General features: G+C 47.7%; 13 protein-coding genes and 1 pseudogene. 3 read left to right on the forward strand and 11 right to left on the reverse strand.

Features of this window, described 5'->3' with window-relative positions; genetic code table 11:
* Positions 1-102: pseudogene (locus DXT99_RS28095) on the forward strand (IS982 family transposase); the annotation flags it as partial.
* Here the strand turns inward: DXT99_RS28095 and DXT99_RS16515 are convergent.
* The gene (locus DXT99_RS16515; RefSeq protein ID WP_246000783.1) at positions 77-334 is read right to left on the reverse strand and encodes a type I restriction-modification system subunit M N-terminal domain-containing protein; all 258 of its coding nucleotides are present in this window, start codon (positions 332-334) and stop codon (positions 77-79) included. The pseudogene DXT99_RS28095 and the gene DXT99_RS16515 overlap by 26 nt on opposite strands.
* A gap of 685 nt (positions 335-1,019) precedes the next feature.
* Here DXT99_RS16515 and treF point away from each other — a divergent pair.
* Positions 1,020-2,576 carry an alpha,alpha-trehalase TreF gene (treF, locus tag DXT99_RS16520; RefSeq protein WP_115566693.1) on the forward strand — a complete coding sequence of 519 codons (1,557 nt, stop codon included), beginning with the start codon at positions 1,020-1,022 and terminating at the stop codon, positions 2,574-2,576.
* A gap of 353 nt (positions 2,577-2,929) precedes the next feature.
* Here treF and mnmE read toward each other — a convergent pair whose 3' ends face one another.
* From mnmE to DXT99_RS16565, 9 genes are all read right to left on the reverse strand, one after another.
* On the reverse strand, positions 2,930-4,309 hold the full coding sequence (mnmE, locus tag DXT99_RS16525; RefSeq protein WP_115566694.1) for a tRNA uridine-5-carboxymethylaminomethyl(34) synthesis GTPase MnmE: 1,380 nt from the start codon (positions 4,307-4,309) through the stop codon (positions 2,930-2,932).
* A 281-nt stretch (positions 4,310-4,590) separates the two neighbouring features.
* A complete protein-coding gene (locus DXT99_RS16530; protein WP_115566695.1) occupies positions 4,591-5,184 on the reverse strand; it encodes a thioredoxin family protein in 594 nt (197 codons plus the stop codon).
* 173 nt (positions 5,185-5,357) lie between these two features.
* Positions 5,358-6,269, reverse strand: coding sequence for a metal ABC transporter permease (locus DXT99_RS16535; RefSeq protein ID WP_115566696.1), 912 nt, complete (start codon positions 6,267-6,269; stop codon positions 5,358-5,360).
* A gap of 354 nt (positions 6,270-6,623) precedes the next feature.
* A complete protein-coding gene (locus DXT99_RS16540) occupies positions 6,624-7,907 on the reverse strand; it encodes a metal ABC transporter permease (protein WP_115566697.1) in 1,284 nt (427 codons plus the stop codon).
* A 7-nt stretch (positions 7,908-7,914) separates the two neighbouring features.
* Entirely contained in the window at positions 7,915-8,709 is a 795-nt protein-coding gene (locus tag DXT99_RS16545) for a metal ABC transporter ATP-binding protein (protein ID WP_115566698.1), read from the reverse strand.
* A 12-nt stretch (positions 8,710-8,721) separates the two neighbouring features.
* Complete coding sequence (locus DXT99_RS16550) at positions 8,722-9,648, reverse strand: metal ABC transporter solute-binding protein, Zn/Mn family (RefSeq protein WP_115566699.1); 927 nt, start codon at positions 9,646-9,648, stop codon at positions 8,722-8,724.
* Between the two features lie 212 nt (positions 9,649-9,860).
* Positions 9,861-10,517, reverse strand: coding sequence for a metal-dependent transcriptional regulator (locus tag DXT99_RS16555; RefSeq protein ID WP_115566700.1), 657 nt, complete (start codon positions 10,515-10,517; stop codon positions 9,861-9,863).
* 107 nt (positions 10,518-10,624) lie between these two features.
* A complete protein-coding gene (locus DXT99_RS16560) occupies positions 10,625-11,623 on the reverse strand; it encodes a 3-oxoacyl-ACP synthase III family protein (RefSeq protein ID WP_115566701.1) in 999 nt (332 codons plus the stop codon).
* 81 nt (positions 11,624-11,704) lie between these two features.
* Positions 11,705-12,832, reverse strand: a complete 1,128-nt coding sequence (locus DXT99_RS16565) for a glycosyltransferase family protein (protein ID WP_115566702.1) — start codon at positions 12,830-12,832, stop codon at positions 11,705-11,707.
* A gap of 49 nt (positions 12,833-12,881) precedes the next feature.
* Here DXT99_RS16565 and DXT99_RS16570 point away from each other — a divergent pair, with 49 nt between their 5' ends.
* Positions 12,882-13,694 (forward strand): 2,3,4,5-tetrahydropyridine-2,6-dicarboxylate N-succinyltransferase, encoded by an 813-nt coding sequence (locus DXT99_RS16570; protein WP_115566703.1) that lies wholly within the window; start codon positions 12,882-12,884, stop codon positions 13,692-13,694.
* Positions 13,695-13,927: 233 nt separating this feature from the next.
* Here the strand turns inward: DXT99_RS16570 and DXT99_RS16575 are convergent, their stop codons facing one another.
* Entirely contained in the window at positions 13,928-14,818 is an 891-nt protein-coding gene (locus DXT99_RS16575) for a 3-hydroxybutyryl-CoA dehydrogenase (protein WP_115566704.1), read from the reverse strand.
* Between the last annotated feature and the right edge of the window lie 12 nt (positions 14,819-14,830).

Consider the following 14,830-nt stretch of genomic DNA (forward strand, 5'->3'; position numbering starts at 1 on the left):
AACCCCCTTAACGCACTGGTTCACATCCTCTCCGGCCTGACAGCCTACACCTTTCTCGACCACAAAAACAAAAGGTTCAACCCCGCCAGAACATTGGCTTAATTCCCGAGTTCACGTTATAGTAATCACTTTCGGGGTCGAAGAAGGAAAGCTGCAGCTCCTGCTTGCGCACTTCGTAGCGCTCAGAGAGGTGCTTCACAAACAGCAGCGAGAGCACATAATCCTTGTACTGGTTTTCGGCTACAGCGCCACGCAGTTCGTTGGCAGCGTTCCAGAGTTCGTTTTCAAAATCTATATCCGCCTTGGGTTTGGCGGTAGGGGTAGTATTCTTCATGTAATATACTCTGTGTTCAAGCGTAGGGGTAAGGTAGTGAAAATGCGCCTAAAAGCAGGGGAGAAGATATAGAAATATTTTAATGTACTGGAAAAACAGAAAAGGCGGCGAGGCTTTCAGAGCTGCCGGGCTTATAACAGCTTAAACTTTTGGTGGGACCTGATGTACTGGTGTTAATTCTTTGCAGTAGAGGCTGTCGCACAAGGGGAAGTCTTCATGAAAATAAGTATAGTTATACTATAAGCTGTAACAGGCTCTGCTGAGAAAACCTGCCTCTCAAAGATGAGTTCTGAATAAGCTATAGCATAAAAATCCTTAAATAATTTCTTTCACATGGCTTTTCGTCTGATCATACTACTGGTAGCGGTACATTTTGTATTTCTGTAGCTATAGCTGAATATGCAGCATACAACAGACAATGTTTTTATCTCTTACTCAAAGGCTGACGGTGCAGACTTTGTTGAGAATCTGCGTGCATGGCTTTTTGGAGATGAAAAAGGCATGTGGGCATATAATGCCGAACCGAAGAGACACTTGTGCCACATCATCCTTTTGCAGATGTAAGAATAGGCAAGTAAAAAAGCACCCTTGCAATATTTCATCATTTCCTATGGGGAGGAGCTCACAACGCTAAAAGCTTTGAATAATAAAAGTTTTTAACTTAAAAGCCGGAAATGCGTGAACAATGAAAAGCATAAAAGAAATGAGACCTATAGAACCCCCTCAGATTTACAGTGTAGTTCCAGCCATTTTACCACCTGACCAATTATTTGGACCGCTATTCCACGATGTTCAGATGCATCATGTTTTTCCTGATTCAAAAACCTTTGCAGACTGTTACCCCAGGCGATCTCCGGAAGAAATTCTAAGTTTATATGAAATTGAAAAGCATACGGAGGATTTTGACCTTTTTGATTTTGTCTCAGCGTATTTTCATATTCCGGAGCCTATAACAACTGATTATACAAGTAACCAGTTGTTACCGGCTACGGAGCATATCAAGCTGCTTTGGCCATTGTTAACATGGGGGGCAGAATCGAATTGCTCCATGTTGCCTGTTCCAAAATCATATATTGTTCCTGGAGGTCGATTTAGAGAACTATATTACTGGGACAGCTACTTTACGATGTTAGGTTTACAATCGGCAGGAAAGTATGAACTGATAAGAGAAATGGTCCATAATTTCGCCTATCTTATTGATGTTTATGGCCATATTCCAAATGCAAATCGCAGTTATTACCTTACCCGCTCACAGCCTCCTTTTTTCGCTTTAATGATACGTCTTCTTGCTGAAATAGATGGACCGGAAGTTCTCGCCAAATATCTTCCACATATGCAAAAAGAATATAATTACTGGATGGACGGGTACTTTCGCCTCTCGGATAGGGAAACTTCTTTTCGTAGAGTCGCCATACTGCCAGACGGCAGTATTTTAAATCGTTACTGGGATGACCTTCCTGCCCCTCGTCCTGAATCTTATCATGAAGATGTTGAAATGGCGCATTACTCCGCCCCATTTGGTGTGGAGCCTGGCATATTTTACAGACATATAAGGGCAGCTTGTGAATCTGGCTGGGACTTTACTTGCCGATGGTTCAGAGATGTTAATCATATGGAAACCATTCATACAACCGATATTATACCTGTAGATCTGAATTGCCTTTTGTACGAACTTGAACTAACGTTATCTGATGCTTATAAGCACAGTTCATTTTCACATCCTTCTATCTATTTCCTTCAGAAGGCAGAGAAACGAAAAAAAGCAATGATGAAATATTTTTGGAATGATGATAAGAAGTTTTTCATGGACTATGATTTATCCTTAAATAAATCAACGCCAGTAATGTCGCTGGCAGGAATATTTCCGCTATTCTTCAAGATTGCCACTAACCAGCAAGCACATCATGTTCACGAGCATATCGTCAGCAGTTTTTTGAAAAAAGGGGGCGTGGTTTCTTCTCTCCACAAGAGTGGGCAACAGTGGGACTTTCCTAACGGTTGGGCTCCTATGCAATATTTAACCTATGAGGGGCTTCGCAACTATGGGTTTTATGATACAGCAGAAGAACTGAAAAAGAGATGGATAACCCTTAATGATAAAGTATTTAAAGAAACTGGCAAGATGATGGAAAAATATAATGTTGTAGATATTGATTTGCCCGCCGGAGGAGGAGAATATCCAAATCAGGATGGCTTTGGGTGGACGAACGGCATATATCTTTGGATGACAAATAATCCATAAAAGCGGATTTGACGGAGTTTGAATCTTAGAGCATGTTTAAAATTTATTCTTTGAGCTGCAAATGTGCGCTTTGAGAACCTGACTACGGCTGTTTTTCGTGCAATAGCGCTGCTATTACCCTCAAAACGAGCCTTGTCAGAACCTAAAATCACCCATTTTCGCTTTCAAAAATAAAATTTAAACATGCTCTTACCACTGAAGATAAAAATTCTTACCTGCCTTTAAATAAAATTAATCACCTGTTAGAATGGAGGAAGTCGAAGAAAATCAAACCTTAAAAAAAGGGCATATATTTTAATATGTACTACTAAATCATTTCCAAAGAGCGCATTCTCAGTATTTTTCACATAAATTTATTTGCCAATACAAAACTTCGTAAAAATATTTTCCAGCAGATCATCTGTTGTAATTTCGCCGGTTATTTCACCTAGAGTATAAAGGGCGCGGCGTATATCAGCGGCTACGAGGTCGTTGCTGACGCCGAGGCCGAGGCCGTTGAGCACGTCATCCAGGGCAGCGTAGGTTTTATTCAGGCTGTCGACGTGGCGGAGGTTGGTGACGATGGTCTGGCTTTGGGTGTTCAGCCTGCCTAAGTTCACTTTTTCTACCAGCGCCTGCTTCAGTTCCTCCAGGTTGGCACCTTCGGCGGCGGAGATGGTCACCAATCCTTCTATACTTTCGAAGGCAGCTACTTTATTAGCCGGGGCACGGTCTATCTTATTGGCCACGGCCACCAACGGCAGCTTCTTCGGGTTCAGCCTGTCTAGTTCTGCCTGTACTTCTTTGGCTGTTACTTCTGTAATATCGAACAGGTAAATAATCAGCGACGACTGGCTGAGCTTCTGCATCGTGCGCTCCACGCCCATGGCCTCCACTTTGTCGGTGGTCTCACGTAGGCCGGCAGTGTCAATGAAGCGGAAGGTGATGCCTTCGATGTTGATTTCATCTTCAATAAAATCGCGGGTTGTGCCGGGCACATCCGATACAATAGCTTTCTCCTCGTTCAGCAGCTTGTTCAGGAGCGTAGATTTACCGGCATTGGGATTTCCCACTATCACGGTCGGCACACCATTCTTTATGACATTGCCCAGTTCAAAGGACTTCAGCAGTTCCCGGATAATTGCCTGGATATTAAAAATGAGTGAGCGCAGCTGGTCGCGGTCGGCAAACTCCACGTCTTCTTCGCCAAAGTCCAGCTCCAGCTCTATCATAGAGGCAAAATGTACCAGCTCCCCCCGCAGGCGTTTGATTTCCTGTGAAAAGCCGCCGCGCATCTGCTTCATGGCTACCTCGTGGGAGAGGGCAGAGTCGGATGCAATCAAATCAGCTACGGCTTCGGCCTGTGCCAGGTCGAACTGCCCGTTCAGGAAAGCACGTTTCGTAAACTCCCCGGCATTGGCCAGGCGGGCACCCTGTTTCAGCAGCAGCCGGACTATCTGCTGCACGATAAAGTCGGAGCCGTGGCAGGAAATCTCCACCACGTTTTCTTTGGTGTAGGAGTGAGGCGCCACAAACAGCGACACCAGCACCTCGTCCAGCACCTTGTCTTCGTCGCGGATGGTGCCGAAGTGGATGGTGTGGCTGGCTTGCCTGCTCAGGTCTTTTCCTTTGAAAACCTTATTCGTTATTGTAATGGCCTCTGGGCCGGAAAGCCTAATCACAGCAATCGCGCCCACACCCGGTGCAGTCGCCACGGCTACTATTGTATCGCTGGAAAAATGTTGGTTTATCAAATCAGTATAGTATTCTTCAGTTGAAGTGCAAATTTAGGATTTTAATAGGGGATATAATAGGGGAGAAGCGTGTTGAGGTTTTATGAGGGGTTTGTACTACCGGGTCAACCACCCCTGCCCCTCCTTGTCAAAGGAGGGGAGCCTGCTATTGGTTTAGCAGGCCATTTGTTTCATATGTGTAGTATGTTGTTGACTTCTTAAGTAAAATACTACACTTACTTGCACCTGTATAAGTAAGTGATAACACCCTCTCCTGTTTTTAGGAGAGGGTCGGGAAGAGGTTACTTCTTCTTCTCATACTCCTGCCAGGTCATCTTCTTATGGTGATCTTCGCCGAAGTAGCGCAGGATGGGGGTGATGCTTTTGGCGTCGAGGTAACCGGGTACGGGTGTGAGCATGTTCATCTGTTCGTCCAGGTATACCGTAGTAGGGAAGCTCATCTGACCGTTTAGCAGCGCTACCGCCAGTTCGTGGGTTTTATACTCGGGCTTAAATTTGAAGGTATGGCCTTTTAACGTTATGGGTTGCATGCCTTCTGCATCAAGTTTTACGGCATAGTAGTGCTTGTTGATGATGGCGGCTACTTCCGGATCGGTGAAGGTGTTCTTGTCCATCTTCTTACACCAACCACACCAGTCTGTATACACGTCCACTAGTACTTTACGAGGCTCCTGCTTCATTTTCTCAGCTGCTTGTTCTATCGTTAGCCACTGTATTTTTTCTGCGGGTGTACTGGCTTTAGCTGCTGCAGTAAAGACAGCTGGTACAGTTGTATTTACTGCAGCAGCTAAACCTGCTGTTGGCTGTGCTTGCTGCTGACAAGCCGAAAAAAGAAGGGTGGCTAATAGGGGAAGTAGGAATGTCTTTTTTAACATAAGTTTGTTTTAGGCTATTATGTCTTCTTGCTATTTAAAAATCAAACACGACACGATTGAAAATTAAGCTGCCACATTAATAGATAAATTCTAATTTACAGCTCTCACGGTAAAGGCTGCTTTAAAGATAACGAATCACTTCTCACTTTATTCATAAATCATGCCTGAAGCCATTAGGAAAGAACTTTGCCTACGGAATCAGATTGATTGATGTTGACAGGCTGTACCTGTCTTCGTCTTAGCAGTATGCCTCTTGCTGGTGAAAACAAAAACGCCAGCAGAAACTCAAACCCTATAAAGGTAGCAATCGCTCCTGCAATAGAGCCATCCATCCAGACAGCGAGGTAATATCCCGCAAAGGAAGCCAGGATACCAGCTAACACAGAAAGCACCAGCATGGTTTTAAAATTGTCGGTTAAGAGATAGGCTGTGGCAGGAGGGCCTACCAGCAGCGCAACCACCAGGATAGCTCCCACTGACTCAAAAGATGCCACTGTTGTAAGGGACACAGCCGTCATGAGGGCATAGTACCAGGCGGAGGTGGAAATGCCAATGGCTGCGGCATAAGCTGGGTCGAATGCGGTAAGGAAAAGCTCTTTATAACCCAACACGATAAACAGCAGGATAAGCAGTGCGACCACACCCAGTGTCCAGACGGTGCGGGGCCCAAAACTCAGGCCGCTTTCCGTAATCCAGAGGTCGAGGGGTACGTAGGCAATTTCTCCGTAGAGTACGCAATCCTGGTCGAGATCTACCTGGCCTGCAAAAACAGAGAGCAGGATGATGCCGATGGCGAAAAGCCAGGTAAAGGTGACACCAATGGAAGCATCTGCCTGCACACGGGCATAGCGGTGGAAGAATTCTATTAGGAGGGTGGTGAGCACACCTAAGAGACCTGCGCCAATCAGCATCGGCACCGTGTCTCTGGAACCTGTTAATAGAAAGGCTATGACGATGCCTGGCAGCACGGCATGCGAAATAGCATCGCCGACCATGGCCATGCGGCGCAGTATCAGGTAGCAGCCCAGCAGACTACAGCAGGTGGCTACTAACGAACCGGTTAATATGATCCAGAATGCGTTCATTTACATTTAACAGTTAACATTAATCATTTATCAATATGGGTTTGATATCAGAAAGCTGTTGTCGCTGCTTCTGTTTTACCGCGTCCAACCACTTCTGATCCCTCCTTGGGGTGCAGAGGTTTCCTCTGGAGCCTAAGGAGGGGAGCTGCTTTTTATTTGCCTATTGCCCTTTTGTATCGTAACCCTTCGCCCTTGCTGTGTCTTTTGACTAGCAAGCAAATTGTTGGTGAAAACGCACAACAACGGCAGCGAAATTTGCTCAAATTCCCTCCTCGGAGGGGTAGGGTGGGTTCATTTATGCTTTCAGTTTAGTTGGCTATCAATCTTTCCTTCAACAAAAACTCACCACTTCCCTCACGGAATCCGCGAGCTGTGTGGGTCCAGGACCGGGAAACTTAATTCTTCCATGAGTTTTTGCTCCAGCTCCGGTGTGATGATGTGCTCGATAGTTTCGGCGTCTTCGTGTACATGATCGGAGGCAAGGTGCAGGTACTGTGTCAGGTAGAGCTCCCAGAGGCGGTGCAGCCGGACGACGCGTTGCCCGCGCCGCTGGCCCTGGGTGGTGAGCTGCCAGCCTTCTCGTGATTTTGTTACATAGCCCTGGCTTCTGAGCTTATGTAAACCTGCTTTGGCTTGTTTTTCTGGTATGGCACGACGTTGCAATAGATCATGTAAGGAGTGAGTTGCGGTGTATGCCTGCTTTTGTTCTCCTAAGTGGTAGAGCAGCTTTAGCAGGTTCTCTTCCAGCACCAAGGTGCGGTTGCGGCGCTGCCTGATAATCCGGGCTACCCAGCCTTTACCAGGTGCCAGTGCGAAAGAAAGGATGGCGATCATGGAGATGATGAGCACAATCCAGGGGCCCGTTGGCATGGCCGGGGCAGTATACGAAACAAAGGCGCCTGCTATTCCTGAAAAGGCACCCATCAGCGCTGCAAGAACAAGCATCACCGGGAGCCTGTCGGTCCAGAAGCGGGCGGCGGCAGCCGGGGTAATGAGCATAGCAGCCATCAGTACCACGCCTACCGCCTGTATGCCGACTACTACGGCAAACACAGTAAGCGTAGTGAGCAGCAGTTCGAGTGCCCGCACCGGGAAACCAATTGTTCGGGCGTAGGCCTGGTCAAAGCAAAGCAGTGTCAGCTCTTTATAAAAGACGATGGTGGATACCAGCAGCACTACCGCCACAACACTGAAGGCTATCAGGTCTTCCCCGACAAGGGAGGCCGCTTTTCCGAACAGGAACTTGTCTAAACCGCTTTGTGCCGCGTTACCAGAGTGTTGTATGGCAGTGAGCAGAAGTATGCCAATGCCAAAAAATACGGATAGCACCAGGCCAATGGCCGTGTCTTCTTTTATGCGGGAGCGGGAGGTGATAAAGTCAATACAAATAAGAGAGAGCCAGCCGGTGATAAAGGCACCGATGAGCAGAATAAAAGGGTTTTTGGTACCGGATAGTATAAAGGCTAGGCATACGCCCGGCAGCACGGCATGGGCAACGGCATCACCAACCAGCGCTCTCTTCCGGAGGTACGTAAAGCAGCCCACCACGGCGGAGCTGGCAGCCAGCAGCACAGAGCCGATGGTGACATACCGCACATTGGCATCTGCAAAGGAAAAGAATTCTAAAAACGCTTCCATGGCTGTATCAGCTTTTTACCTCTCTGGAAGGGAACTCCTGCTTCCGCAGCAGATCCCCAACTTTGGACAGCACCGTCAGTTTGCCACCGTACGTTTGCTCCAGTAACTCCTGAGTAAGGGCGAGCTCTGTAGGGCCGGAGGCTACGAGGCGCATGTTCAGGAGCACGACCCAGTCGAAATATTCAGCGGCGGACTGCAGGTCGTGGTGCACTACAATTACGGTCTTACCCTGTTCCCGCATAATGCGGAGCAGTTCTATGATGGCTGTTTCGGTGGCGATGTCTACTCCTGCAAAAGGCTCATCCATAAAATAGATGTCCGCGTTCTGGGCCAGGGCCCTTGCCAGGAAAACACGTTGCTGCTGCCCACCAGAGAGCTGGGAGATCTGGCGTTTGGCAAAGGATTCCATACCTACCTTCTCAAGCGCTTCCATGGCAGCGTCTTTGTCTGCTTTACGGGGGCGACTGAAAAGCCCTAACTTGCCGTAGCGTCCCATGAGGACCACATCGAAAACAGACGCCGGAAAGTCCCAATCCACCGACTCCCGCTGCGGTACATAGCTGATGCGCTTGCGCACTTCATTTATCGGCTGGCCAAAAATGCGCACATAGCCACTGCCCGTTGGCAGCAGGTCCATCATAGCTTTAACCAAAGTGGATTTGCCGGCGCCGTTTGGTCCTATAACACCTACCAGCGATCCGGCAGGTAGTGTCAGGTCAATACCCCAGAGCACCGGCTTGCGGTCGTAACTCACGGTGAGGTCATGAACCTCTACTACCGGATTTTCTACTTGAAGTATCATGATGCAATATTTTTATTTTAAGGAAGATGCAATCGTATTCACGTTGTGCCGGACCATACCTGTAAATGTGCCTTCAGGTGTGCCCGCCTCACCTAAAGCATCGGAGTATAAGGTTCCCCCGATTTTTAGCTGGTGGCCCTTTTGCTCACTACCTATCACCACCGCTTCTATGGCTTTTGGGGATACAGAAGACTCTACAAATACAGCCTTCACCTTATTGTCTACAATAAAATTCACGAGCGAGGAAACATCCTGCAGACCAAACTCCGAAACAGTAGAGATGCCCTGCAGCCCCCGCACGTCAATGCCATAAGCATCGCCAAAATAGCCGAAAGCGTCGTGGGCTGTGATGAGAATGCGCTGCTGCTCAGGAATAGATTGTATCTGCTGTGTTACCCATGTATCCAGTTCCTCCAGTTCCTGTAAATAAGTCTGCGTGTTCTGCTGGTAGCGTGTGGCATTGGCAGTGTCTTTTCGCTGTAGTTCCTGGCTCAGGTGCTGTACCACCTCCTGCCAGAGTTCCACGTCAAACCACACGTGCGGATCGTGGCTGCTCTGGAACTGCGGCGACCTGTGCAGTGATGCTTCCGGTATGCCCGCCGTAGCTGTCACGATTGTTTTCTGGCGGCCCAGTTTCTCCATTACTTCTCCCATCTTGCCTTCCAGGTGGAGGCCATTGAATACTATGACGTCAGCATCTGTCAGCTTTTGCAGGTCTCCCTGCGTCGCTTTGTACAAGTGCGGATCCACGCCGCTCCCCATGATGGAAACCACATCGGCCGCATCTCCTACGATATGCTGCACTGCATCTCCCAGAATGCTGGTGGTGGTGACCACCTTCATGCGTGTACCGGCAGGAATAGGTGCTTTATTGTCTGTTTGCATACAGGCTCCACAGAACAGGCAGATGAGTAGCAGTAGGACGTAAGTTGTTTTCATATTAGGTGCTGATACATTTTTTTTTGTAGTCTTCCTTCAAAGGGAGTAGGCGGATGGTGATATCTGTGGAGTTTTTTTAATCATTAGAGTTTAAAGCTGCTACTAAATATGTTAGGCATTTTCGTTCGCGGATTACTTTTCATCCCCCTGCCCCTTCAATGGGCGGCTTTTTCTCACATGCTTTATCGTAAAGTCTTTAATATTCTTTTTCCTCAGGCTGATAAAAAAATGTTCTTGGTCACTTCGCTGGAGAGCAGCAGGTTTCTATCATCTTCCAGGATGATCTCAAAGGAGTTGTCGTAGGCAATCCGGTCGATTACCTTGATCCTGGAGCCGAGGGAGATACCCATCTTATCCAGGTATTGCAGGAAAAGCGGTTGCGAATCGTTCACGCCCACCACTACGCCATCCTCGTTCACATCCATTTCAGCCAACAGCCGCTGTTTTTTCTGTTTTATCTCCCCATTCTCAGAGGGGATGGGGTCTCCGTGGGGATCGAACCGGGGGTGGCCCAGGAACTCATCGAGTCGTTGGGTAAGCAGGGGAGAACCTATATGTTCGAGCTCCTCCGCCACCTCGTGTACCTCGTCCCAGTTAAATTTCAGTTTCTCCACCAGGAATACTTCCCAGAGCCGGTGCTTCCGGATAACCTGTAAAGCAACTCGCTCCCCTTCTTTCGTCAGCGACACGCCACGGTACTTTATATAATGCACCAGGCTCTTTGTGTTCAGCTTGCGGAGCATGTCTGTAACGGATGCCGCTTTGGTATCCATTGCTTCGGCTATGGCATTCGTATTTACCTCCTGCGTTCCGTTGGCAGAGAGCTTGTAAATAGCCTTGATATAATTCTCTTCTGTAAAACTGTGCAAGGTTGCTGCAATTATGAATTATGAATTATAAATGATGAATGACTCTTTCATAAGGAGGTACATCCACAATTCATAATTCATAATTCTACATTCATACTTAATAAGAACTACCAACGAATCAGAGCAGAGGCCCAGGTGAAGCCGCTACCGAAAGCAGCCAGGCACACCAGGTCACCGTCCTTTATGCGGCCTTCCTCTACAGCTTCGCTTAAGGCAATAGGCACAGAAGCAGCGGTTGTGTTGCCATACTTGTGGATGTTGCTCATTACTTTTTCAGAGGGCAGCCCCATTTTCTGCTGTATGTAGGACGTGATACGCAGGTTTGCCTGGTGCGGCACCAGCATGTCAATGTCTTCCGGCTTATAGCCGTTCTTTTTGAGGGCTTCCTCTATCACCTCCGGAAAGCGTGTAACGGCATGCTTGAACACTGTATTACCGTTCATGTAAGGGTAAATGGCGCCGCTGTCGATCATTTCGTGTGTCAGTCGCTCTTTTTTGTTTGTGTCAGGAGCTAGCACAGCCAGCTCTTCGGCAAACTCTCCGTCTGCATGCAGGTGCGTTGACAGGATTCCTTTATCGTTGCTCTCAGCGGGCGTTAGCACCACAGCTCCGGCACCGTCACCGAATATCACAGATACGCCACGGCCACGCGTAGAGAAGTCAAGGCCGCTGGAGTGGATTTCAGCGCCTACCACCAGCACTTTGTTATACATCCCTGTTTTGATAAACTGATCACCAACAGACAAGGCATAGATAAAGCCCGAGCACTGATTGCGCACATCCAGCGCCGGAATTTCCTTCAGGCCCAGCTCACGCTGCATTAGTACACCGGAGCCTGGGAAAATATAGTCAGGGCTAAGGGTGGCGAAAACAATCATGTCAATATCCTCTGCCTCAACGCCTGCATTTTTCAAAGCTCTACGGGCAGCCTCGGCTCCCATGTTAGCAGTTGTGTCTATACCTTCCTGAAAATAGCGACGCTCCACAATGCCTGTTCGCTCCCGGATCCACTCATCCGAAGTATCCATGATTTTCTCCAGATCCTTGTTGGTTACCACGTTTTCAGGTACATAGTGGCCTACACCTGCAATTTTAGAATTACGCATATGGGTTTGATTAATAATACAAATATAATGATTAAAAATGGTTTTAGGCAAGCCTAAAAATTAATTATTTTAGCGCTGAAATTAAGTTAAGATGCCTTTAATAAGCTGGAGCAGTTTTGTTTCTTCGCTCTCCCAAAATACGCCTGCAGGCACTCCGGGTTTATAAAATTGAAGATTCCTGATTTCCTGGAGTAGCTGAGATGGGGCCGTGCGCATGTAATCAATCGAAACTCCTGCCTGGTGTTGCTGCAAAAAGGCATGCCACAGTGGGTTGTGTTGTACCACCATGGGTAGGGCATGTGCTGTATATTCATACAATTTTGTCGGGATACAGCGGAAAGTGCTTTCGTTGGGCTGATACGGCAGCAATCCTAGATTACTTTCTTCTATAGCTGCAATAATCTGCTGGTGTGGCACAAGCCGGTCGCCTCCAATTAATGAAATGTAAGGCTTATGCTGCAACTGGCGCAAGACTTCCTGGTATGTTGCCTTATCTGCGCAATACCCAATAATGGTGAGGGTTGTCTGGGGCTCTAGCTGGTGTAATTGTTCTGCTAAGGCAATGGCTTCGAAGATGCCATACACACGGCCTATAGTGCCAGAGTAGAGGAGGCGAAGGGGCTCGTGCTGCAGCACGACCGGAGTGGCGGGCGGCGTGTATCCTGCTGCTGGCTGATACTTGTTTTCGATGACAGTATATTTACTTCCCAAAAAAGGCAGCTCCTCTACATAACTACGTTCGGCTACCATAAAGTGAGCAATCTGGCTGGCAAGGCTTTTTTCTATGCTACGAAGTCCGAGAGCCATACCTTGTTTGAGCAGAGGCGGATAATTATCCTGTGCTTTGATATTCAGAGCGTAATTCTCTTGCACATCATACACCAGTTTACAGCTATGCTGGCGGCAATAAAGATGACTTGCCAGCAGCAGTTCGTGCGTACAGGCAATGATCAAATCGGGCTGTAGCTCCTGTAGTAATTGGTAGTAGAAAACCTGTGCTTTTACCCTGCCAAGGCTGAGGCGGTTAAAGTGAAAAAGAGGATGAAACGCAACGGTAGCAGGAGCATCAGGGGGAACAGGGGCTTTATAACCGCAGACATGCACCTGCACCCCCGAAAGCTTGCTCAGCGACACCGCCAGTTTTTCGTACATGCGGGTGTCGTTAATGGGCTTCAGCAGCGAAGCAATCAGGATTCTCTTTTCAGACATCGCTTAAATTTAATACTTTTGCCCTTATTCTTTACCAAAACAACCAGATATGGAGCTTAGACAAATAATAGAGCAAGCCTGGGACAACCGGGAGTTACTGAAAGAAAGCAATACAGTAGAAGCAATTCGGTCTGTTATCGAAGAACTTGACAAAGGCCGTCTGCGTGTAGCTGAGCCAAAAGGCGAGGAGTGGCAGGTTAACGAGTGGGTGAAAAAGGCTGTGTTGCTTTACTTCCCTATCCAGCAGATGAAAACCATTGAAGTGGGCCCGTTTGAGTTTCATGACAAGATGGACCTGAAGCGCAATTATGAGCAGCTTGGTGTGCGGGTAGTGCCGCATGCGGTGGCACGCTATGGTGCTTTCCTGGCCAAGGGTGTTGTCATGATGCCTTCTTATGTAAACATCGGTGCTTATGTTGATTCAGGAACCATGGTGGACACGTGGGCTACGGTAGGCAGTTGTGCGCAGGTAGGCAAGAATGTGCACCTGAGTGGTGGTGTTGGTCTTGGTGGTGTATTGGAGCCGGTGCAGGCTGCTCCGGTTATTGTAGAGGATGGTGCCTTCATTGGCTCCAGAAGTATTCTGGTAGAAGGCTGCCACATTGGCAAAGAAGCGGTAATCGGCGCTGGTGTTACCATTACCGGCAGCTCCAAAATTTTCGACGTGACAGGTACTGAGGAAAAAATTTACAAAGGCTATGTGCCGCCGCGCTCTGTTGTTATTCCAGGTTCTTACACCAAGAAATTTCCTGCAGGAGAGTTCCAGGTGCCATGTGCCCTCATCATCGGTCAGCGCAAGGAGAGCACGGACCTGAAGACATCTCTGAACGACGTACTGCGCGACCATGCGGTAGCAGTGTAATTATTCGTTGAGCGTTATTCGTTGTTAGAAATATAATAAATAAGAAGCCTCTGCTGATGGTTCGGCAGAGGCTTCTTTATTGTCTGAATCAGGATTTTCAGGATTAAAATGAATATACAGGATTAAGGATTGAAAAATATTTGTATTTGTTGCTATCCGTCCTGCTAATCTTATTTATCCTGAAACTTTAATCCTGAGAATCCTAATCATTCTGAAAATCCTGATTCAGATAATTATTTCTTAAATCTGTCTGCCACCACGAGTTCTTTTGTGCCGTGGGACCAGGAGTAGAATCCATTGCCGGATTTAATGCCTTTGTGGCCGGCCTGTACCATGTTTACCAGCAGCGGGCATGGTGCGTATTTCGGGTTGCCAAAGCCTTCGTGCAGCACGTTCAGGATAGACAGGCATACATCCAGGCCAATGAAGTCGGCCAACTGCAGCGGGCCCATCGGGTGTGCCATTCCTAACTTCATGATGGTGTCTATTTCCTCTACACCAGCCACTCCTTCATATAAGCTATAGATAGCCTCGTTAATCATTGGCATCAGGATGCGGTTTGCCACAAAGCCTGGGTAGTCGTTTGCCTCCGCTGGTACTTTGCCCAATTGCTTCGACAGTTCCAGAATTTTGTTTGTTACCTCATCAGAAGTAGAGTAGCCACGGATTACCTCCACCAGCTTCATCACCGGCACCGGGTTCATGAAATGCATGCCAATCACCTTGTCAGGGCGATCCGTCACTGATGCTATTTTGGTGATTGAGATAGAAGAGGTATTGGAAGCAAGTATGGTCTCTGGCTTGGTGAAGCTGTTGAGGTCGCGGAAAATCTTTAGCTTCAGGTCAATATTTTCGGTGGCGGCTTCCACTACCAAGTCCACCTCCTGTACGCCTTCCTGCATAGTGGTATAGGTGGTAATGTTTTGTAGCGTCTGCTCTTTTTGTTCTTCCGTCAGGTTGCCCTTTGAAATGATGCGATCAAGGTTTTTTGAGATAGTACCGACTGCCTTTTGCAGTGCCTCTTCAGAAATATCTATGAGTGAAACAGGAAAACCATTCTGTGCAAACACATGTGCGATACCGTTCCCCATGGTTCCAGATCCAATAACTGCAACTTTCTTCATATTGCTCTATAT

Source organism: Pontibacter diazotrophicus, from assembly GCF_003367245.1.
Classification (GTDB): domain Bacteria; phylum Bacteroidota; class Bacteroidia; order Cytophagales; family Hymenobacteraceae; genus Pontibacter; species Pontibacter diazotrophicus.